Raw genomic sequence first — 22,191 nt, 5'->3', positions numbered from 1 at the left:
GGAAGCAAACGGTTGGTACTAAGATTCATTTATTAATCGAACGGTTTACTTTTATACAAAGAAAGCCAAAAAGAGGTGCGACACAACTAGTGTCGCACCTCTTTTTTATTTACCTAATCTAATGAAACGTTCCAAGTTTTGATAAGTATTTTTCTTAACTTCTTCAACTGATAGCTCTTTGATTTCAGCGATTGTCTTTAACTGTTCTTCAAGCAGTAAGACATAATCTTTTTCTGAAAAACTATCCCCTAATGCCCATTCTGCTGCATGTAGTCCATCCGTTTCAATAAGTAAGTGGTCGATTGGGACTGTTTTAGCTAGTTGCCAGACTGCTGGGTTCTTTTTCAAATCAAGACCAATGCTGAAATAACAGCCTAAATCAATATAGTCTTGTTGATAGTCCAAAGAAGAATACCAATGAATCAAATAGTGATTAGGGTAAGCTTGGATATAGCTTAAGATCTCTTTTTCGCATCCTTTTGTATGCAGTACAACAGGTTTCTTATTTATGGCTGCAAAAGCAAGCTGTTGCTCAAACACTCTTTTTTGTGTAGACAGCGGCACATTCGTCCAGATATTGTCTAACCCTATTTCACCGATGATCCTTGCTTTTTTCAAAAAAAGCTCAACTTGTGCAAACGTATAGCTATCCGCTTTCCAAGGGTGGATACCGTAACTTAAGACTTGATTCTTGCTTGTTGCAAGCCGTCTGTTTTCCTTCCATTCTTCTGGCGAATCACAATTAATGATCGTCAAAATCGTGTGTTCCTGCTGAAGGAGTGCTAAACTCTGACTCCCATCTAAATGGCAATGAGCATCACTTAACATTTCATTCACCTGCCAATAACTGATAAATCGTTTGCTTCAACTCTGATTGCTGCAGTAGCCATTCACGTGACCGTCGTTTTTCAGGCACTTGAATCTCAGCAATCACATGTGCCGGACGGGCGGAAAGCACAAGAATCCTGTCTGATAAATAAATTGCTTCTTCAATATCATGTGTCACGAGCAAAGTAGTCCGCTTTGCTTTTTTAGGCAGTTTCAGCATCCAGTCTTGCATCTGCCCTCTGGTCATAGCATCTAACGCTCCAAATGGTTCATCAAGAAGCAAGTAAGAGGAAGGATTCATGATTGTTCGTAACAAGGCCGTTCGCTGCTTCATCCCGCCAGATAATTGTTCCGGCAAAAAATGTTCATAGCCGTTTAACCCAAAGATATCCAGATAATCCCTTACTTGTTCTTCATCAATTGCTAGATGATTGATTTTTTGATATAACGTAACGTTTTGATAGACGCTCAGCCAAGGAAGTAACATATCTTCTTGCGGCATATAACTAAATGCTGTATGGAGACCCGTTACTTTTTGATCGTCTACTTTGATCGTTCCAGAAGTCATAGGCTGGACTCCAGTTAAAGTTTTCAGCAATGTTGACTTACCGGCTCCGCTTGGCGCGACAATCGACGTAAAGGTATCTTTAGGGATAGTGAAATGGATGTCTTCTAATATTTTCAGGTTTTCAATGACTACATTCAAGTGGCTGATTTGGATTGACACATCTATCACTCCTATTTTATAAACTGATTAGTGAATAGTTCTTTCGAAGGTACATCTTGCTTGATCAATCCGTTTTCCTGCATAAAAGCTGTATAATTGCGCCAAACTTTTTCTTCCATCAATCCCCAATTCTCAGGATCATCCGTATAATTTTTTGATAAGAATGCTTGTGATTCTTCTAAAAACGTCCGATCATTTCCTTTTGCATATTTTTGCAACAGTTTAGCACTGTCATTTGGATCCTTAATAGCTTCCTGATAGCCTTTTTTCGTGGCATCCATAAAAGACTGTACCAATCCTGGATCATTTTTGATCAGTTGATCATTCGTAATAATTACCGGAGTATAGTAATCTAACCGTTCATCTAATTCTTTCAATGGGATATAGTTTAGTTCAATACCCGCTTCTTTTGCTTTGATCATATCCCAACCTTCAAAGTACCATTGGATATCTGAGGATTTTCCTAAGCTTTCTGGCCCTTCACCATTGCTTCCTACCATTGTCAGTTTTGAAAAGTCCCCGCCGTCTTTTTCCATCACAGCTTTTAAGACAGCTTCTTCACTTGGACTTTGCCAACCTGCATATGTTTTTCCTTCAAAATCTTTTGGTGAATGGATGTTACTGTCTGATAGGGTGGCGAATCCAGAAGTATTATGTTTGATCACTGTAGCAATTGCTTTGACTGGTATATTCTGTCCATCTGCGTGAGCATAAGTGACATCTTCTTGATAACTTACACCAAATTGTGCTTTGTCCGCACCTACTAGACCAATACTTGTCGAATTATCTCCTGGTTCGATGATTTGGACATCTAAACCAGCCTCTTTATAATAGCCTTTTTCTTTTGCTAGGTAGATGCCAGTATGATTAGTATTCGGTACATAATCCAAAACAAGTGTCACTTTTTTCAAATCCTTCGTTTCTTGTTTGCTACTTGTTTCCTTTGCAGTGCCACAAGCGGATAAAAGCAACAGTAGCGGTAATAAAAGCCATAATTTTTTCATTTGATCCCCTTCTCTTAAAAAATATAAAGCATACGATAATACCCTTTTTTCAATAATGAACAAGCGCCATTCAGCAATAAACTCAATAGAATGACACAAATGATCGCAGCAAAAACTTTATCGATCTGGTAGCTGTTTTTTACGCGTATCATATAATACCCTAAGCCTGCTTGAGCGCTTAGCCATTCTCCAACGACTGCTCCGCTGACACAATAAGTAGCGGCCACTTTTAAACCGGAAAAGAATCCGGATAAACCCGCTGGTATTTTATATATTCGATAAATCTTCCCTGTATCTGCCCCCATCGTTTTCAAAAAGATGATTTGCTCTTTTGATACTTTCCTCAATGTATCCGAAAAAGAAACTACGATCGGAAAATAGCTTATCAAGACAATAAGGATCACTTTTGGAAGCATACCGAAACCAAACCATAGGGTCAGCAAAGGCCCTAAAACCATGATTGGCAACATTTGAGAAATCACTAATAATGGATAAAAAGACATTTCTAAGAACTTCCAATAATCCATTGCCAAAGCAGTAATAAAAGAAAGAACGCTAGCTATTGCCAAACCAATCACTGCTTCATTTAATGTTGTGACAGAATGGGAAAGCAATACGTGTGCATCTGCTGTTAACGCAGAAAATACAGCAGCAGGTCCGGGTAAAATAAAAGCGGGTATTTTCCAAACTAAGACAACGATCTGCCAAATAATTAAAATGAATGCCATACTGACTGCTGGATAAAGATTTTTCTTCATTTTGATGCCTCCTTTCTTCTAATATGGATAACAAAAAACGCTTGAAATGGGCACGACATAGTAACCCGCTTCAAGCGTCTGCTATGTTTCTCCCTTCACCAGTATTAACTGACAGGTTCAATGGGTCTAAGTTCACAACTTACTCTCATGTCGTCTACGACATCCCCAGAAACAGGTATTCATTTTTTAAAGTGTAGCACAAGAAGGAAAAAGCAACAAGCGCTTTAGTTATCATGCTGATTATTTCAATAAATAGGAGAGATCGCTAGCCAATGTCGGATACCCCATGATATAGCTATCCAACTCTTTTTTAGTCAATTTTTGATTGATGACTAGTGTCAAATCATCAATCAATTCATCTGCTTGCTCGCTAATCACTGCAGCACCAATCAAATAATTTTGCTGGTCAAAGGTCAATTCAGCCTTAGCAACTGGTTCATTGACACGATGATAGGTGAACCAACCGGTAAGATCCATCTCTACCACTTGATCTGACGAAGAGGCATGACTTTTTGTGACTCCTACTTCAGCAAGTTTAGGACTGGCGTAGACGATCGTGGGTATAATCGGATATTTGATAGGTTCGCTTGTTGCATCCGTTATCCGTTTAGCTACATAATTTCCTTCAAAAGTGGCGACTGGTGTCAATTTGGGTGTTTTCCTTGAAACAATATCTCCACACGCAAAAATTTTTGGATTGCTCGTTTGCAGATAATGATTGACCTCAATCCCGTGTTTATCAAAGACGACATTCGCTTGTTCAAGTGCTAAAGATTCTGTATTCGGCTGTCTCCCAGTCGCACAAAAAATCATATCTGCTACTAATTCCGTTTCTTTTCCGACTAAACGATATCGAGTTCCTTCCGAGATGATCTTTTGGGTTTCAACATCAAAAGCAAACTGAATACCAGATGATTCCATTTGATGGACGGCTTCCTCTACCAAAGACGCCTCAAATTCTTTTAATGGTCGTTGATTATGATGGACAATGGTTACTTTACTCCCTGCAGCATTGGCAATCGTAGCCAGTTCAAAAGCAATATATCCGCCGCCGATAAAAATGATTTCTTTAGGCAGTACAGGCAATGATAAAAAATCTGCACTATTCTTCAAGTATTCCTTTCCTTCCACTGGTAAGATCGTGGGTCTTTGTCCTGTTGCCAGAACAAAGTAATCTCCATGAAAAACTTCTTCATTGACTTCAATAGATGAGTCGTCCAAGAAACGAGCGGTTCCTGAAAGATGATCGATTCCAGCTTCTGCCAATTGTTTTTTCCGATTTTCTGGAACTGGATCTGTGAATGTGCGTTTGAATTTTTGGAGTTCTTCCCAATTAGCGGTTGGGATCTCGTTAAATCCTTTTCCATTCAATTGTTTTATCCGATTACGGGCTTCTACTGCACTCAACAAGACTTTTTTAGGGTCACATCCACGGTTAGGACAAGTCCCGCCCCATAGATCTTCTTCGACCACTAATACTGTTTTACCTGCTTCTTTCAATCCATAAGCAGCACTTAAGCCGCTCACACCTGAACCGATGACGATTGCCTCATATGTTTTCATTTTCTTCCTCCTTTCGACTTAAAAAAGTAAAGACTTCTTTACTTGTCAGTGAACCAATGTTTTTTCCTTTTTCTACTATCACAATGTTTGGGTACACTGAAAGAAGTGAATACACTTCTTTCATAGGCGTATCAAGGCAAACTTGTTGATAACTGTTTTTCGGTATTTCTTTTAAAAAATATCCATTGACGACTAAATCTTCGACTCGCCATTCTTTCGTCTGTTTCGGTTCATCAAAGAAATGCCGTACATATTCATTTTTAGGATTCATCAATAACTGTTCTGGAGTGTCGCATTGGATAATTTCTCCATCTTTCATAAACGCAATACGATCTCCTAGCTTGATTGCTTCTTCCATATTATGCGTAACGAAAACGATGGTCGTTCCCAGTTCTTCATGTAAAGATAAAACTAATTCTTGTAATGAATTTCTTGAAATAGGATCTAATGCGCTAAATGGCTCGTCCATCAAAATCACATCTGGGCTTGCAGCAATAGCTCGGATGATCCCGATCCGTTGCTGTTCTCCTCCAGACAACTCTCTAGGCATACGATCTCGATAAATATCAGGAGATAAGCCAACTTTTTGAAGAAGTTCATCTACACGGTCTGCTCTTTTCTGCTTTTCCCAACCTAACATTTCAGGGATGACTTCAATGTTTTGCTTGACTGTCATGGTCGGGAACAAAGCGATTTGCTGCAGCACATACCCCATATTCCACCGCATTTTCTGCAGATTATATTCATTTAACGATTTTCCTTTGAAGTAGATGTCTCCTGCTGATGGTTTAGATAATCCATTGATCATTTTCAAAGTAGTTGTTTTTCCACTACCAGAAGGCCCAACCAAAACAAAGATTTCTCCTTCTTTGATTGCAAGAGTTAGGTCATCAATGACATATTTTCCATCGTACTTTTTTTGCACATGTTTGAATTCGATTAATTTAGTCACTGATCTCCCTCCTTTAGTAATCCTTCGTTTTCCAGGAAGATTCGTGCTACTTCTGCCGGTTTTTTCTTTTCGACATTGACTTGATAGTTCATATCGATCATTTGATTTTCTGTTATTTTTCCGCTTAATTTATTCAGCGCTTCAACGATTTCAGGATGGTCCTTGGCGAAATCTGTTTTCATCAGTGGTGCGCCTTGATAAGCTGGGAATAGCCCTTGATCATCTTCTAGAGTGACTAGATCATACTCCTTGAGTTGGCTGTCTGTGGAATAAGCATCCACAATATTGACATCTCCATTATTGATTGCTTGGTAACGCAAACTCGGTTCCATGCTTTGTACACTTGAAAAATTCAATCCATATGCTTCTTGAATTCCTTTATATCCATCGGAACGATCAATAAATTCCAGTGTGAATCCCGCTTTGATCTGATCAGAAACTGCTGCTAAATCGGAAATCTTTTTAAGTTGATGCTCGTCTGCAAAAGATTTCTTGACCGCCAAGGCATACGTATTTTGATAAGCCATTGGTTTCAATAATGTCATATCGAATTGTTTGTTCAATAATTCTTCTGCTTCGTCATATGTTTTTTCTTTTGTCAAATCAGCACTTTTCATTGCTTCAGGTACCTTCACCAAGCTTTCTAGGACAGTTCCTGTGAATTCAGGATAGATATCGATTTGCCCTTGATCCAAGGCATTGAACAAAAAACTAGTCTTGCCAAAATTCGGTTTTAATTCAACTTCTGTTTTTGTGTTGTCTTCAATCAATTCTTTGTACATTTGGATCAGGATTTCAGGTTCCGCTCCTAATTTTCCAGCAATCGTGATGGTTTCATTTTTAAACAAGGCAGACTGATATAAAGAAACGCCCCCAAATAAACACACCACGGCTGCTAAAGTAATGATGGAATATCGAGGTTTCTTATGCTGCAACCAGCGAATCAATCCGCTGAATATAATGGCAAGCAAGGCAGAACTGATTGCACCAATCAATGTTAAAACTGGTGTGTTGCGGTCGATACCTAATAAAATAAATGTTCCTAATCCACCTGCTCCGATCAATGCTGCCAAAGTAGCCGTACCGATGATCAAAACTAAGGCAGTTCGGATACCTGAGATAATGACAGGCAATGCGATGGGAAGTTCTACTTTCAGCAAGCGTCTCATTCTGGACATACCAAATGCTACCGCCGCTTCTTCAATAGACGGGTCAATCTCAGCTAGACCAATATACGTGTTTTGGAAAATCGGAAGCAAAGCGTAAATAACAAGTGCAATCAATGCTGGAACAGTTCCGATCCCTACAAATGGGATAAGTAACCCTAATAAGGCAAGTGAAGGAATCGTTTGAAGCACACCCGTGATCTGCAATAAGACTTCTGCCATTTTTTTATGATTAGCTGCCCAAATTGCTAGAGGAATAGCAATCAGTGCTGCAATCAGCAAAGAAATGAGAGAAATAGACAGATGTTGAAATGCAGCTTCCAGCAACTCGCCTTTTCTTTCACTTAATGTTTGTATAAAATTATTCATGCGACCTTCCTTTCTGTTATTCTTTAAGTATAAACATTTCTTTACATTTTCCCAACTAACTTGACTTGCCTTAACCCTACTAGACGTCAGTAATTAATAGAAAAATCACCTCTAAATATGCGGATAAAAAAAGAATCCGAGCAACAAAATCGGATAGATGTATTGGTTCTCGTTTCTTCAAAACGAACATCCAATACATCTATACGAAATGATCACTCGGAATCAACCGTATCGTTTTTCATATACAACTTTTCTTTTAAATAAAAAGAAACAGCCAATAAAGTAGAAATCTCGTGGGGGAGAACACCTTTATTGGCCTGTTCAACAAGTATTATACTGTATCATGACACTTTTTTGCCAAAAATGTAAAAAACGGTTGTTTTGGCATCATAAACGTCTTGTTTTCTTATTTTTACTTATATCACCACTTTATTTTCTATCTCTTTCACTCCATAAAGCGGAATGAGTTCTTCTTTTGACTGATAATAAACAGCTTTTTCACGGTTCTTCATCAAAAATAGAAAGATTTCTTTCATAGCAAGTGGTGCTTTGCCTTGTTCAAATAAAAAGATGAATTGATACGATTCATTTATCTGGATTCTTGTCACAGGAATCAGTTTTTGGTCTTGAGCCAAAAAAACACCTTGATAATCTGTTTTTTTGGGTGATTTTGTAAGAATTGTCAATAAGTCTGCTGCTCGCATTTTTCCACTCCTTTTTGATAATTTGGAAGAAACAACCAAAAATAAATTTTTTTCATTTTCCTCTTGAAGAAAGAGTATAAGTCAGTATAATGAAGAGGTTGCTGAAAATTTTCAAAAGAAAAGAGGCTAGAAATGAAAAAATTAAATTTAATGACAGAATTGTGCGGAATCATTTTAGGCGCAGGGATCTATGGATTGGCTGTGACAGGCATCAATATTCCATCTAAACTGGCAGACGGTGGTGTTACTGGTATTGCTTTGCTCTTGCATAATCTTTTTGGATTCGCGCCTTCTATCACTTCGCTGCTTTTTAATTTACCTTTACTGCTTATCTCATTGTTTCTTTTTGGAAAACACGCTTTTCTTCGGACGATCGTCGGAACATTTGCGCTGGTTTTCTTTTTACATTTATGGGAAAGCCTTCATATACATTTTGCTGTAGATAGTCTACTGATCAATAGTTTGATGACAGGGATTCTTTCTGGCATTGGTTGCGGTCTCGTCTTTCGATTTGGCGGAAGCACAGGCGGAACAGATATCATTTATCAAGCCATTGAAAAATATTTTCATATTAAGATTGGCAAAAGTCTTTTCTTGATCACTTTTGGTATTTTAGTTGTCTCCTTGCTTTATTTGGATCTCACACATTTTCTGTATACATTGCTTAGCTGTTCTATTCTATCTTATACATTGAATAAAGTGAAGTATCTGGAAATTGGATCTGTTTTACCCCAATTGGAAGCAAAACAGACTACAGAAACATTTGAACCACTTGATCCTCTTGAACAGTTAGAGCACTGATTCTTATTTTTACTATTTTATTTGCTTTACTAAAAAATCATTATGTAAACTACGACGTATATTCTTTCAATAAAATTTTTTATAAAAATATGAAAACAAACTATTTTTACAGACAATCTGTGAAAATAGTTTGTTTTTTACTCTTCACCTTTTCTCCTCTTGCTCACGGCAGAAAACATCAGCTAAGAAAAAAAGATTAGGTTACGATATAATCATTCGAGTAGAGTATAAAAAAAGAAACGCCGCAGCGTTTCCTTCCCCACTATAACATAATACAAGGTTGTATTTGACTTATTTAAAATAGCTATTCTCTCCTAAAGAATTTCCCTGATCGTCAATCAGCCCTTGCAGTGAACGTTCTAAGATACTATGGCTTTTTTTCGATTTTTTTTCTTCTGACTGCTTTGTTTCCTCTAATGTTTTTGTTCGATTGAACGTGCGTACAGAAGGCTCATCATTTCTTTTTTCTTGATAAGGCGTTGGTTCTGTATCAAACAACAGATAAGAGTCATCTGTTTTTTTCATTGATTCGATCAAATGCTCTTCAGAAATTTTACTTTCTCTAGGGTCTGGAATAATAGATGCAGGTACATATTTAGGAACAAAATAAGAACGTTCCCGTACCTTTGTGTCCACAGATGAACTTCTCATAGTATTTCGAGACTCTGTCCTCGTTTCACTTTGCCTGACAGGACGAGAAGACTCACCAAAAAGTTTTTTTCGTCCAGTCGACGTGAGTTCTGATTGATGATGTCCAGTATAATCCGGTAATTTTTCTTTATGTTTTTCCAAATTTTCCTTACGCGGAGCTGACTTCAATCCATTTGTTGCACGGCGCTTGCGTCGGACCTGTTCAGTGTTTGTGTTCGTGAAATGGAATTCTTTCATTTGTTCAAACGGGTGCTGATTCTGTTCAGTCAAAAGATCTTCCTGCCCGTCAAATAATACCCGCTTCTTCTCGCTGGTTAATTTTACGCCTAACTCGTCATCGTACGCAGGAAAACGGAAATGTTTTCGTCTGATTTCTTTCATTCAAACCATCCTTCTCAAAAATGGAACTTTTCTCAATAATAGCACAGATTTTTTGTTTTCAGTAGCAATGCGCTGATTATTTTAAGAAAATAGCGATGAATTTCATAAATATATAAAAAGTAACGAGGCTTAATTTGTCGTTTCTCTGATGACTAGTTCAGGGAAAAAGCGACGATAACCTTGACTTGCCCCTTTCTCTTCTATTTTTTTCAGCAACATTTCCCCGCATACTTCCCCCATACGGATAATATCTTGCTTGATCGTTGTCAATTTAGGCGAACTGATTTGGTCTAAAAACACGCCATCAAAGCCGATTACACCAAATTCTTCCGGCAAGCGCCCACCAGCATTTACAATTCCTCTTACCGCTCCTAGTGCCAGTCGATCTGAGCTGCATACAAAACAAGTTTTATCGGTGAAACCTGCCCAGTTTTCTATCATATATCTTTCTACTTCTGTCGAATGATTTGGAAATCGCAAGATCTTACTTGGAAGATCAGCTTCCTTCATCACAGATAAGTAACCAGCTTCCCTTGAAAGCTCAAACGATTCGTCCACTTCGATCCCGATATAAATAATTGTTTGGTAATCTCTTTCTAAGGCATATTGCGTTGCTTTTGCTGTACCATATTCATTATCGCTGTCTACATAGTCATATCCTTCACAATTTTCTCCAAACAAAACAACTGGTTTTTCCAAGCGGTCAATCCAATCGAAGTCTTTTTTTCTGACACCTGTGATGATGTATCCATCACAAGAACCGACATCGAATGCGTCATTTGTAACTAGTTGGAGAGAATAATGCGCTTTTCCGATCCGTTTAGCGATCCCCATCAGCAAATTCATGTAATAGGGCTCGGTTGTGTCGATTTCTTCCAGTATAAATAATTTGATGATCTGTGACCGATTCGTGACAAGTGCTTTTGCAGCAATATTTGGGCGGTAATCCAATTCAGCCATTGCTGAGAAAACTAACTCTTTCAATTCATCCGTCACCTGTTCCGGATGATTGATGACTCGAGAAACCGTCATTTTTGAAACATTGGCACGTTTTGCAACATCTGCTAAAGTGGGCATGCTCTCTTCCTTTCTAACATGTTGTCGTTCTTATTACCAATTATACCAAATTTTCCTAACAGGGTTCATTATAGCCCAAAAGAAAAATCAGAAAATCTCCTATCCTCCTTAAGTGATTTTCCGATTCAGCTATTTCTATTTTTTTATCAAATTCTTTGCTAAAAAAGCGGAAGCTTCCTCCATCAGTGGTATTTGTACCATGTGTCGCTGTGTTTTGGAGGAACGAAAAACAATTTCTTTTCCGTAAGGCTCATGCCGGTTTTTCTCTACAAATCTTTCCGTTTGTATATAAGGGATCTTTTCATCTGCTTGTCCATGCCAAAAGAACAGAGGGCGTCCAGCTAGCTTTTCCGGCTGCAATGATAAATCATAACTCTTGACCCACGAGATCAGATCAAAATAGTCTTTTGGCAAGATATAGTTGTATTCTGACGCTCGTCTTGCAATTTCTTTCCCATATTCCAGAGGCGCAGGAGATCCCATCAAACATACACCTGCTGCTATATGAGGATGCTTGGCTAACAACGCGCATGTTGTCATTCCGCCCATCGAAACCCCGCCAACTGCAAGCCGATCATGTAAAAGATCTCTTTTTTCTAAATGCTTGATAAGCGTGTCAAACTCAAACAAGTTCCCGTAGATACTATCCCAAAATGTATAGGATGGAATAGAAGAAACTGGCTGTTTGCGTTCCCCATGATTCATCGCATCTGGCAGGATCACACGAATACCTTGCTGTGCAATTTTCCTTCCTTGTGTCAAAACTAACTCCTTACTTGTCTGCCATCCGTGATAATAGATAACAACGGGAATCCGTTCTTCTCTTAATTCTTTCAGGACAACCTCTAACACTGGAATTTGATTGACAGAACGTTTCAATATAATTGGATTCAATGGTTACTCACCTATTTTCATTAAATTTCCTGATCGCCATAGCAACCATGATCCGACAGTCGTCTGGAACAGGTTCAGTATACCAAATAATATAAATGCAGGACTGAATGGCTCAGGAAATAAGAATAGGGAACAAAGCCCCACCACTCCTAATGCTAGCGAAAGGAGAGGATAAACAGAGAAATTCAAAAAACTGGCAACGCTACCGAAAATATTACCAATAAATAGTATCAAAAAGAAAAAAACGCTTAGAATCAAACCATCTGTCAGCGACATCTGAAAAACAATGTTCTCTACATCAATTGGCTGTTGAATCGCATAGACACCTAAGTATATACTGAGAAGGAGACTGAGCACGTGGCTGGCACAAAACACTCGATTGACCGTTTTCATTTTAATCACCTAACCTATCTTTATAATTCTATTATAATCATTTTATCATTTTTTGGTACCAATAAAGTTTCAATTTTTCTTCACTTGCGATTTTTTTTGATATTGTTGTTATACAAATGAAAGGAGTTTTACAAATGATTGATCCTAAAATGTTGGGGATGATCTTCCTCATCAATTTTGCTTATATCACTTTGAACACGTTACGTTTTATGCTGACAATGAAAGGCTACCGGCTGATTGCTCCCCTTGTCAGTATGGTTGAGATCACGATCTATATCGTAGGGCTATCTCTTGTATTGGATCGTTTAGATAATCCGCTGAATTTATTTGTCTATGCGCTAGGTTACGCAGTAGGTATCAGTGTTGGGATTTTGATTGAAGACAAGCTGGCATTAGGATACATCATGGTCACAACGATTTTGCCAGCAAATAGCGCGGAAGATAAAAGTTTGCCTGGTATACTGAGAGAACACGGTTACGGTGTGACACAAACTTCTGCAATGGGTCTAGAAGGCGAGCGACTGGTCTTGGAAATACTTTCTCCTAGAAAAAGCGAACGTGAACTGTATCGTCTGATCAAAGAAATTGAAGAGCGTGCTTTCATCATCTCATATGAGCCAAAATATATTTCAGGTGGTTTTTGGACTAAAAAAGTAAGAAAAAGACAAGGAAAATAACTCACAAATTAAAAAACTGTCGAACATATAAATTAAATTTTAGATGTTCGACAGTTTTTATTTATAATTTTGATTAAAAAACATCGACATATACTCATTGATTTGTTATTATACTTTATATACTTATCAATTTAATTTGGAGATATTATGGAAATTCAACGTAAAACAACTAATTTTTTACATTTAGGCTCTTTTTTTGCAACTTTGACGATTTTATTTTTTCTATGTTATTCGTACGTTAAGACCTCACATGCGCCTTCTAGTGCATTAGGCTGGTTGCTTTTGGATCATTCTGATATTACAGAAACCGAAGAAAATCCGTTTTTTTTGATTCTATCTTCTCTATGCGGCTTGATGTTTTCTGTGTATTTCGGTGCCTATTTTTTTCATCGACATCCTGGTACGTTAAATGAAGCTTCAGGTGTATTGATTGCATTTAAAACGTTTTCTTTTTTAGCTATCCTTTTTTATTCGTTTAATCACAATACGCTTTTCTTCTTTATCATGAATGGTTTAGTCGTGATTTTATCTATTTTCACTTATTTTATTTTTTCACTCATTTTTAGCCAAATGAGATGTCCGCTCTTCTTTCGATTAGTTCCTGTCACATGTTTTATCTACAGCTTGTTTTCCTTTTTTGTCCTTGCTTTGATACCATTGGCCAACCCTTCGACGATCCAAGTCGCAGGAAATCTGTTGGATATGCTCTTCATCGTCAGTCTAGGTGTATTTATGTGGCAAAGAAAAAAGAAACAAAATAAAAAGCATTTTGAAGCCTGACTATGACGACTTCATAAATGCTTTTTTAATTTTAAACACTTCAATCTAAAAGAATATCCCAAGATTGGATAGATGATTAATAATGACTTACCATTCGTTTCTGAGTGATTCTGGATCACCAAATGGACTTCCTAATCTAATCGGCTAGTTCTTCCCTTAGAATGCCATACTTGATTGAATCATAATATTGATTATTTAAAAATCTAACTTTTCTTATGACTCCTTCCTTTGTCATTCCACATTTCTCACCAATTTTTTGCATTCCTTTGTTTCCAGACCATGTAGTGAATCCAATATGTGGTAGATAGGCAAAATACTCAAATAATTCTTTTAACCATAAAAGAAGAGAAAGACTCCTCTTGCAAGAATCAGCATAATTTTTGCTTACTGCTCTCTTAGATTCTACTCACCAAAGCTGCTCTATATTGTTCCATATTCTTTGATATAAGAAAATGCATGCGGCATAAATTTCTTGCTCAGCTCAGAAAAGATTTGTCGTTTAAGAAAGGCCCTTTCCTCCATTGTCAATGAAGGATCCAATGTTGGAAATTCGATCTCAAGATTGTTTTTTTCGACAATAGGCAATGCTAGTGTAAATGATTCTTCTTCCTTTATGGTATTCGTCACAAGTAATGACTGATGGAAAATACTAGGCCGACGATTTTTATATTTATTCTTACGTATCCTGTCAACGATAATTTCTATTTGATCAAAAAAGTACGCTTCATTTACATCTCCAATAAGTTCGGCTAATTCTTTGAATGCCTTCGTTACAGGAAGCTGATTCTTTTGTATAAAAAAATAATTAGCCAACGTAAGCGGGAAGTGTTCTTTAGAGGAAAGTGTAATAAAACGGTACTTCTGATTTCCTGCAGTCGTTCTCAGCAATTCTGTCTCTCGGCTGTTTCTTACTCCATAAAAATGCGTTTCTTTTCGTTCATCTTCAAAACAATACGCCCAAATAACTTCTCCCATCGCTAATTTTTGTTCAGCAACAGAGAGTCTCTTCAATTGGTCGGCTATGGTTTCAGCAGCCGAAGTGGCTTGTTGCAAGTAATCGTTGGGATCAAATACTGGAAAGTTCAAATGATATCTTCGTTCTTCTCTCTTGATTAATCCTGCATCTATCAATAAATCAAGAAAATGAGAAAATTTGTTTTGCGGAAATTCTTTTTTTAATTCTCTTAGAATCGTTTCTTTTTCTCGATGTTCATATAGATAATCGGTCAATAAAGAAAAAAGCGGATCACCGGTCAGTTTTTGATAAAAATTTTCCTTATTTTTTGAATAATAATAGTTCATATATGTTCTCTTTTCTATCCATATTATTTTACTTAAAAGGTTTTTACATAAAAAGGAGGAAGAACAAGAGTCATGTTTGACTGTTATTCTCCTCCACTTCTTATATTTTTAGTATGTTCTGTGTTTCTTTTTATTCAATCGCTTATCCCATTCACTTTGAATGCTTCATCCTACCATTTGATTAGCTGAATACAGCCGTCAACTGAGGTACGACTTGTTTTTTACGTGAAACGACACCTTTAAGCAAAGCTCGGTTGTTGGTCAAAGTTGTTTGGAAAGCTTCTTCTACTTTTTCTTTTCCTTTACCAGCAACAAGTAATTCTGAATCGCTGTCTAAGATATTTGTGACAACTAATACGAATAAATCGTAGCCATTTGCTTTCATTTCTTCTTCCATCGCTGCTTCTAGTTCTGCTTGTCGATCCATCACTTCATTCAGATCCACTGTATTGACTTGAGCGATACGCACATTGGAACTGCCCATTGGGAAACTTTTTGCATCCAAATCAAGAAGAACCGCAGCTGATTTATCACTTAGATTCGTTCCGGCTTTCAACATTTCAAGACCATAGGCAGTTAGATCTACTTCAGCGATTGCTGCAAGTTCTTTTGCAGCTGCTTCGTCTTCAGGCGTACATGTTGGCGATTTGAACAACAACGTATCTGAAATGATAGCTGAAAGCATGATTCCAGCAATTTCTTTAGGGATCGTTACTTGGTTTTCTTTATATAGTTTTAAAATGATCGTACTTGTACATCCAACTGGTTCTGCACGATAGTACAATGGATTAGCTGTTTCAAAGTTTGCAATACGATGGTGGTCTACTACAGCCAAAATATTTACTTCGCTGATATCTGAAATACTTTGTTGGAATTCATTATGATCCACAAGCATGACATCTGCATTTTCTGCTTTAGCTGACTCTACTACTCGTGGTGCAGATAATTGAAAGTGGTCTAATGCGTATTGTGTTTCTTCATTAGGTGTACCTAGAGCAACTGCTTCTGTTTCGTTACCTAATTCATTTTGCAAGTGTGAAAAGGCAATGGCTGCCCCAATTGCATCTGTATCTGGATTTTGGTGACCAAAAACTAAAATTTTTGACATGTCATTCGCTCCTTTGTGATTTCTCCTATTTAATAATAGCAAAAAAACGGAAAGAAGCAATACTTAACTTCTTTCCGATGCGTTCTATCGCGTTAAATATTTTGTATACTCTTCTGTATGAAGCAATCGTTTAGCATTTTCGACACGTTCTTTTGTAGGTGGTTCAATTCCTTCTAATGGATATTTCAAACCAAGTGTTTCCCACTTGTATTTTCCCATCGTATGGTAAGGAAGGATCTCTACTCTGTCTACATTTGACAAGGTTTGGATAAAGTTGTCTAGTCGGATCAAATATTCATCATAATCACTTCGCTCAGGAACTAGTACATGGCGAATCCAAACCGGTTTGTTGATTTTTGACAAATATTGAGCCATTTCTAGAATATTTTCATTGTCCCAATGCGTTAGTTTTTTATGCTCTTCATTATCGATGTGTTTGATATCAAATAACAGTAAGTCTGTATACTTCATCAATTCTTGAAAACGAGAGAAGAAGGGGTCTTCATACGTAAAAGGTTTTCCGCATGTATCCAATGTAGTATGCATTTCCCGCTCTTTTGCTTTTTTAAATAGTTCGATCAAAAAATCGATCTGCAATAGAGGCTCTCCGCCACTAACAGTAATCCCACCTTTATCTCCCCAGTAAGGTCTGAAGCGTTCCGCTTTATCTAAAAGTTCATCTGCTGAGTACTCTTTCCCTCCGCCAATATTCCAAGTATCAGGATTGTGACAGAATTGGCAACGCATGCGGCATCCTTGCATAAACACGACAAAGCGCAGTCCAGGGCCGTCTACTGAACCGAAAGTTTCGATAGAATGAACATAGCCGATTGTTTTTTCTTCCATTTAAATTCACATCTTTTCTTTGATTTCATTTTAAGTACAAGTTAGCTGTCGAAGCGAAGCTTTCTGAACAAAATTTTTCGCAATCACCGCTTCGTTATGTGTAAAATTTACAGGGACGGAACATACATGTCCTGCCCCTGTAAATCGTGTCTTTCAAATAAGCATACTGATCATTCGATTATGATGCGAAGGATATCTAACGATCTTTCGGCACTGAGTCGAAAGGCTGTTTCCTAAACTTTTTTACATTCTGTCGTGTGAAGTTCTCATCAAGACATCTAGTTGTTGTTCTCTTGTCAAGTCACGGAATTTAACTGCATAACCAGATACCCGGATCGTCAAGTTCGGATATTTCATTGGATTTTCCATTGCATCACGCAATAGATCATTACTGAATACATTGACATTCAAATGATAAGCCCCTTTTGAGAAGTATCCGTCTAAGACATTACGCAAGTTTTCGATTCTTGTATCTTGTTCTTTTCCAAGACCAGAAGGATTGATTGTTTGGGTATTTGAAATTCCATCCAATGCACAACCGTAATTCATTTTAGCTGTTGAGTTCAGGCTGGCCAATAACCCACTTTGTTCTGCATTGTAACTTGGGTTTGCTCCTGGCGCAAGTGGTTTTCCAGCTTCACGGCCATCAGGAGTATTTCCTGTATTTTTACCGTAAACAACATTTGAAGTAATCGTCAATAATGAAGTTGTTGGTTTTGAGTTGCGGTAAGTTTTATGACGTTTGATTTGTCCCATGAAGTATTCCAAGATCCATGAAACTAATTCATCTGCACGGTCATCATCATTTCCGTATTTAGGGAAGTCGCCATCTACTTCAAAATCAACTGCTATTCCTTTTTCATTACGGATTGCTTTTACTTTTGCATATTTGATGGCTGACAAGCTGTCTGCCGCATGAGAGATTCCAGCAATACCTGTAGCAAATGTGCGTTGCAAGTCAGAATCCATCAAGGCAAGCTGAGCTGCTTCATAAGAATACTTATCATGCATGTAATGAATGATGTTCAACGTATTGACATATAGTTCTGCTAACCAATCCATCATATTCATGAAGTTATGTTTCACTTCTTCAAAATCTAGTACTTCTGATGTGATAGGACGATATTCTGGTCCAACTTGGGCGCCAGTCACTTCATCGACCCCACCATTGATAGCATATAATAGTGTTTTAGCCAAGTTAGCACGAGCACCAAAGAACTGCATGTCTTTTCCAACAACTGTTCCTGATACACAGCAAGCAATCGCACAATCATCAGAACCCCATTGTTCACGAAGCTGATTGTCATTCTCAAACTGAATCGAAGAACTTTCAATAGCGATTCGGCTCGCATATGTTCTGAATCCTTCTGGAAGGTGTTCAGAGTACAAAACAGTCAAGTTTGGTTCTGGTGAAGGTCCCATATTTGTCAATGTGTGAAGCAGACGGAAATCATTCTTCGTCACTAATGAACGACCATCTAAGCCCATACCAGCAATGGATAAAGTAGCCCAGATAGGGAAACCTGAGAATAATTGGTTGTATTCAGGTGTACGCGCGAATTTGACCATACGTAATTTCATTACTAAGTGATCGATCAATTCTTGCGCTTCTTTTTCTGTGATTACTCCATTATCCAAATCACGTTGGATATAGATATCAAGGAATGCTGAGATACGTCCGATTGACATCGCAGCGCCATTTTGTGATTTGATTGCTGCTAAATAACCGAAGTATAACCATTGGACAGCTTCTTTTGCATTTGCAGCTGGTTTAGAGATATCATAGCCGTATTTTGCAGCCATTTCTTTCATTTGTGCTAATGCACGATATTGTTCAGTGATTTCTTCACGTAAACGAATCACTTCTTCACTCATCGTATGATAACCAGTCATATCATGATCTTTTTTCTTTTGTTCCATCAAATAGTCGATTCCATACAATGCCACACGACGATAGTCGCCGATGATACGTCCGCGACCGTAAGCGTCTGGAAGCCCTGTAATGATTTTGTTTTTACGAGCTGCACGCATTTCGGCAGTATAAGCATCAAACACCCCTTGATTATGTGTTTTGCGCCAGTCAGTGAAAATATGTGTTAATTCATCGTTTGGTGTATAGCCATTGCTTTTCAGCGCATTGTTAGCCATATTGATTCCACCGAACGGCATGAATGCTTGTTTCAAAGGTTTGTCTGTCTGTAGACCGACGATTTTTTCCAAATCTTTATCCAAATAGCCTGCATCGTGGGAAGTAATGGTTGATACGATTTCTGTGTCCATATCATAGACACCGTTACGTTCGAATTGGATATCATTCAGCTTTTGCAATTCATCCCATAATTTTTCTGTTGCTTCTGTTGGGCCTTCCAAAAAGCTGTCATCACCGCGATATTCAGTGTAGTTGTTTTGAATAAAGTCTCTAGTGTCTACGCCTTCTTTCCATTTGGTACCTTTAAATCCATTCCATTGCTCCATTGTATGGACCTCCTAAATTTCTGTTTTATGTAACAGTTTTTACGTGATTAGTATAACACAGCACCTTATCTTTGCAAGGGTTTTCTTGTTTTTTATTTAACAATTTTTATGTTTTATCTATGTATATTCCAAGTAACGTTGATATACCAATATTTAAGTATTGTGAACACTTTCATCTTTTTTTGCAAACGTATAAGGATTTATTAAAAATGAATGAAAAAGAGGGGCCATCTGTATTAATACAGATGGCCCCTCTTCACTAAAATACCATAACAGTTATGATTCGATGAAAATCTCAGGAGCATCGATAACTTCGATGACTTCTCCACCTTTTTTCTCGTCCATAGCAAACGAACCATTCGATGTTCGATCACCTATAGGAAAATCCGTTGGATCAATCGTTATCTGTTGTCCTTTTTGATTCATCAAGGTTATTTCTTTTGATCTTCCTTCCGACATATAGATAATGCGGTGCGGATTTTTTTTCAGCTCACGCATGACCGTCACTCCCCGCTTCGCACGTGAAGTTTGGCTGATTTCTTGAGCAAGCATGCGTTTCACAGCTCCTCGCTGAGTAACGATTACGATCGGCGTATCTCCGTCTGCTAACACAAGCAGTCCATTGACAATCCTATCTCCATCTTTCAAATTCATAGACTTCACTCCAGCTGCCTTTGCTCCAACAACGGGAACATCTGTTAAAGGATAGCGCAAGCCCATTCCTTGATTCGTTACTAAGAACACATCTAAGCCTGGCTGATCTTCTTTCAGATATACAGCAATAAGTTCATCTTCTTCCGCCTTTAGCTTCATACAGCTGAGCGGACGACTCTTGTAGGTGCGCCATGGTTCGAACTCTGTCATTCGTGTTTGCTTGATCAATCCATTCTTGCTGATGAATACAAATGTTTTCTCTGCTTGGATTTTTTGATATGGGAAAACAGCTAAGATCGATTCATCTACAGACAGATTGGAGATTGTTTGAGAAATGTGTTCACCAGCATCTTTCCATTTCAAATCGGGTAGTTCATGAACAGGACGGTAGATCACATTTGCTTTATTCGTAATCAGAAGAACATGGTCCAATGTGCTCAATTCACCTGAATACAGCAAGTAGTCGCCTTCTCGCATCCCGATTTCTTCTGGTTTGGAAGCACTATAAGAACGAAGGCTTGTTCGCTTCACATAGCCTTCTCGTGTCACACTGACGATTACGTCTTCTTGCGCCACTAAAACTTGCGTATCGATTTTGATTTCTTCGATTTCGTCTTCGATTGTCGTCAGACGAGCGGAAGAGTAATTTTTTTTCACTTCTCGCAATTCTTTTTTCATAACAGAGAAAAGCTCTTTGTCGTTTGAAAGGATTTTATTCAACTCTGTGATTTGTGCAATCAAGTTTTCGGATTCCTTTTGAAGCTCTGTGATATCCGTGTTCGTCAAACGGTATAGTTGCAATGTGACGATTGCTTCTGCTTGTTCTTCTGTAAATTGGAAGACATCGACTAAATTCTTTTTGGCGTCTTTTTTGTCTTTACTTTCACGAATCGTTGCGATTACTTCATCCAGAATCGATAAAGCTTTCATCAGGCCTTCCACGATATGCTGTCGTTTTTGAGCTTTGGCTAAATCGAATTGGCTGCGTTTTGTTATGACTTGCTTTCGATGCTCGATATAACTTCTTAAAATGTCTTTCAGTCCAACTTGATGCGGAGTCATATGATCGATAGCGACCATATTGAAATTGTAATTGATCTGTAACTCAGTGTTTTTGAACAAATAATTCAAAATACCTTGAGCGTTGGCGTCTTTTTTCAATTCAACGACAATTTGCAGACCAGTCCGATCACTTTCATCTCGTACTTCAGCTATTCCATCGATTTTCTTATTCAAACGGATCTCATCCATTTTTTTCACCAATGTCGCTTTATTTACTTCATATGGGATTTCAGTGATCACGATTTGCTGTTTGTTGCCCTTCATTGCTTCTATCTTTGTTTTCGAACGAAGAATAACTTTTCCTCGCCCTGTTTCATAAGCTTTTTTGATTTCATCTTTTCCTTGCAAGATCCCTCCTGTTGGAAAGTCAGGTCCAGGAATATATTCCATCAATTTTTCAAGGCTCGCTTGTGGATGATCGATCATATAGATTGTGCCGTCGATCACTTCAGCTAAGTTATGCGTCGGGATTTCTGTCGCATATCCAGCAGATATACCTGTCGATCCATTGACTAGAAGGTTTGGGTATCGAGCTGGAAGGACTGTTGGTTCTTTTTCTGTATCATCAAAATTCCACACGAGATTAACTGTTTCTTTTTCGATATCTGCTAGCATCTCTCCACTTAACTTGGATAATCTGGCTTCAGTATAACGCATCGCAGCAGGTGGATCACCGTCCATACTCCCGTTATTTCCGTGCATCTCGATCAGTACTTCCCGCAACTTCCAATCTTGGCTCATGCGGACCATCGCTTCATAAATACTGCTGTCACCATGAGGATGATAATTTCCCATGATATTTCCGACAGATTTTGCTGATTTACGGAATCCTTTGTCATACGTATTGCCATCTTTGTTCATGGCAAATAATATCCGGCGTTGCACTGGTTTCAATCCATCACGGATATCAGGCAGTGCACGTTCTTGGATAATATATTTGGAATAACGTCCGAAGCGGTCACCCATCACTTCTTCTAAAGTTAATTCTTGTACTTCTTGTCGATTTTCCATCAGGTGAC

20 protein-coding genes, 1 pseudogene and 1 riboswitch are annotated in these 22,191 nt (G+C 38.1%); of the genes and pseudogenes, 3 read left to right on the top strand and 18 right to left on the bottom strand.

Annotated elements, in window-relative coordinates; translation table 11 throughout:
• Positions 1-105 precede the first annotated feature (105 nt).
• From HMPREF2988_RS12015 to HMPREF2988_RS11980, 8 genes are all read right to left on the bottom strand, one after another.
• Positions 106-828 carry a TatD family hydrolase gene (locus HMPREF2988_RS12015; RefSeq protein ID WP_024635143.1) on the bottom strand — a complete coding sequence of 241 codons (723 nt, stop codon included), beginning with the start codon at positions 826-828 and terminating at the stop codon, positions 106-108.
• 1 nt (position 829) lies between these two features.
• The gene (locus HMPREF2988_RS12010) at positions 830-1,555 is read right to left on the bottom strand and encodes an ABC transporter ATP-binding protein (protein WP_070770721.1); all 726 of its coding nucleotides are present in this window, start codon (positions 1,553-1,555) and stop codon (positions 830-832) included.
• Between the two features lie 11 nt (positions 1,556-1,566).
• The gene (locus HMPREF2988_RS12005; RefSeq protein ID WP_002329109.1) at positions 1,567-2,559 is read right to left on the bottom strand and encodes an ABC transporter substrate-binding protein; all 993 of its coding nucleotides are present in this window, start codon (positions 2,557-2,559) and stop codon (positions 1,567-1,569) included.
• A 14-nt stretch (positions 2,560-2,573) separates the two neighbouring features.
• Positions 2,574-3,317, bottom strand: coding sequence for an ABC transporter permease (locus HMPREF2988_RS12000; RefSeq protein ID WP_070770720.1), 744 nt, complete (start codon positions 3,315-3,317; stop codon positions 2,574-2,576).
• Positions 3,318-3,390: 73 nt separating this feature from the next.
• Positions 3,391-3,495: riboswitch (TPP riboswitch) on the bottom strand.
• Between the two features lie 62 nt (positions 3,496-3,557).
• Positions 3,558-4,880 carry a dihydrolipoyl dehydrogenase family protein gene (locus HMPREF2988_RS11995; protein ID WP_070770719.1) on the bottom strand — a complete coding sequence of 441 codons (1,323 nt, stop codon included), beginning with the start codon at positions 4,878-4,880 and terminating at the stop codon, positions 3,558-3,560.
• Positions 4,867-5,832 (bottom strand): ABC transporter ATP-binding protein, encoded by a 966-nt coding sequence (locus HMPREF2988_RS11990; RefSeq protein ID WP_070770718.1) that lies wholly within the window; start codon positions 5,830-5,832, stop codon positions 4,867-4,869. The genes HMPREF2988_RS11995 and HMPREF2988_RS11990 overlap by 14 nt, the downstream gene beginning before the upstream one ends.
• Positions 5,829-7,367, bottom strand: a complete 1,539-nt coding sequence (locus HMPREF2988_RS11985; protein ID WP_070770717.1) for an ABC transporter permease/substrate-binding protein — start codon at positions 7,365-7,367, stop codon at positions 5,829-5,831. The genes HMPREF2988_RS11990 and HMPREF2988_RS11985 overlap by 4 nt, the downstream gene beginning before the upstream one ends.
• Before the next feature lie 416 nt (positions 7,368-7,783).
• Positions 7,784-8,071, bottom strand: a complete 288-nt coding sequence (locus HMPREF2988_RS11980; RefSeq protein ID WP_002290251.1) for a hypothetical protein — start codon at positions 8,069-8,071, stop codon at positions 7,784-7,786.
• Positions 8,072-8,203: 132 nt separating this feature from the next.
• Between HMPREF2988_RS11980 and HMPREF2988_RS11975 the strand changes: the two genes are divergently transcribed.
• Complete coding sequence (locus HMPREF2988_RS11975) at positions 8,204-8,872, top strand: YitT family protein (protein ID WP_002290249.1); 669 nt, start codon at positions 8,204-8,206, stop codon at positions 8,870-8,872.
• Positions 8,873-9,163: 291 nt separating this feature from the next.
• Here HMPREF2988_RS11975 and HMPREF2988_RS11970 read toward each other — a convergent pair whose 3' ends face one another.
• From HMPREF2988_RS11970 to HMPREF2988_RS11955, 4 genes are all read right to left on the bottom strand, one after another.
• Positions 9,164-9,904 (bottom strand): hypothetical protein, encoded by a 741-nt coding sequence (locus HMPREF2988_RS11970; protein WP_070770716.1) that lies wholly within the window; start codon positions 9,902-9,904, stop codon positions 9,164-9,166.
• A 129-nt stretch (positions 9,905-10,033) separates the two neighbouring features.
• Positions 10,034-10,981: a LacI family DNA-binding transcriptional regulator gene (locus tag HMPREF2988_RS11965; protein ID WP_002309535.1), complete on the bottom strand. Its 948-nt coding sequence runs from the start codon at positions 10,979-10,981 to the stop codon at positions 10,034-10,036.
• 135 nt (positions 10,982-11,116) lie between these two features.
• Positions 11,117-11,875: an alpha/beta fold hydrolase gene (locus HMPREF2988_RS11960; protein ID WP_024634678.1), complete on the bottom strand. Its 759-nt coding sequence runs from the start codon at positions 11,873-11,875 to the stop codon at positions 11,117-11,119.
• A gap of 3 nt (positions 11,876-11,878) precedes the next feature.
• Positions 11,879-12,268 (bottom strand): hypothetical protein, encoded by a 390-nt coding sequence (locus HMPREF2988_RS11955; protein ID WP_070770715.1) that lies wholly within the window; start codon positions 12,266-12,268, stop codon positions 11,879-11,881.
• Positions 12,269-12,402: 134 nt separating this feature from the next.
• On the opposite strand from HMPREF2988_RS11955, the gene HMPREF2988_RS11950 reads away from it, so the two are divergent.
• Positions 12,403-12,945, top strand: coding sequence for a DUF2179 domain-containing protein (locus tag HMPREF2988_RS11950; RefSeq protein ID WP_002289260.1), 543 nt, complete (start codon positions 12,403-12,405; stop codon positions 12,943-12,945).
• A gap of 147 nt (positions 12,946-13,092) precedes the next feature.
• On the top strand, positions 13,093-13,725 hold the full coding sequence (locus tag HMPREF2988_RS11945) for a hypothetical protein (RefSeq protein WP_002315192.1): 633 nt from the start codon (positions 13,093-13,095) through the stop codon (positions 13,723-13,725).
• Positions 13,726-13,861: 136 nt separating this feature from the next.
• On the opposite strand, the pseudogene HMPREF2988_RS13925 reads toward HMPREF2988_RS11945, so the two are convergent.
• The 6 genes and pseudogenes from HMPREF2988_RS13925 to parC all read right to left on the bottom strand — a co-directional run.
• Positions 13,862-14,071, bottom strand: a pseudogene (locus tag HMPREF2988_RS13925) (GNAT family N-acetyltransferase); the annotation flags it as partial.
• 74 nt (positions 14,072-14,145) lie between these two features.
• On the bottom strand, positions 14,146-15,027 hold the full coding sequence (locus HMPREF2988_RS11940) for a DUF1803 domain-containing protein (RefSeq protein ID WP_070770714.1): 882 nt from the start codon (positions 15,025-15,027) through the stop codon (positions 14,146-14,148).
• Between the two features lie 181 nt (positions 15,028-15,208).
• The gene (locus HMPREF2988_RS11935; protein WP_002372303.1) at positions 15,209-16,135 is read right to left on the bottom strand and encodes a manganese-dependent inorganic pyrophosphatase; all 927 of its coding nucleotides are present in this window, start codon (positions 16,133-16,135) and stop codon (positions 15,209-15,211) included.
• Positions 16,136-16,219: 84 nt separating this feature from the next.
• Complete coding sequence (gene pflA, locus HMPREF2988_RS11930) at positions 16,220-16,981, bottom strand: pyruvate formate-lyase-activating protein (protein ID WP_002309545.1); 762 nt, start codon at positions 16,979-16,981, stop codon at positions 16,220-16,222.
• Positions 16,982-17,224: 243 nt separating this feature from the next.
• Entirely contained in the window at positions 17,225-19,456 is a 2,232-nt protein-coding gene (gene pflB, locus HMPREF2988_RS11925) for a formate C-acetyltransferase (RefSeq protein WP_002309546.1), read from the bottom strand.
• 276 nt (positions 19,457-19,732) lie between these two features.
• The gene (gene parC, locus HMPREF2988_RS11920; protein WP_070770713.1) at positions 19,733-22,183 is read right to left on the bottom strand and encodes a DNA topoisomerase IV subunit A; all 2,451 of its coding nucleotides are present in this window, start codon (positions 22,181-22,183) and stop codon (positions 19,733-19,735) included.
• Positions 22,184-22,191 lie beyond the last annotated feature (8 nt).

Origin of the sequence: Enterococcus sp. HMSC061C05 (genome assembly GCF_001814765.1) — a bacterium.
GTDB classification, from domain to species: Bacteria; Bacillota; Bacilli; order Lactobacillales; family Enterococcaceae; genus Enterococcus_B; species Enterococcus_B lactis.
This window is presented reverse-complemented; position numbering and strand designations above follow the sequence as displayed.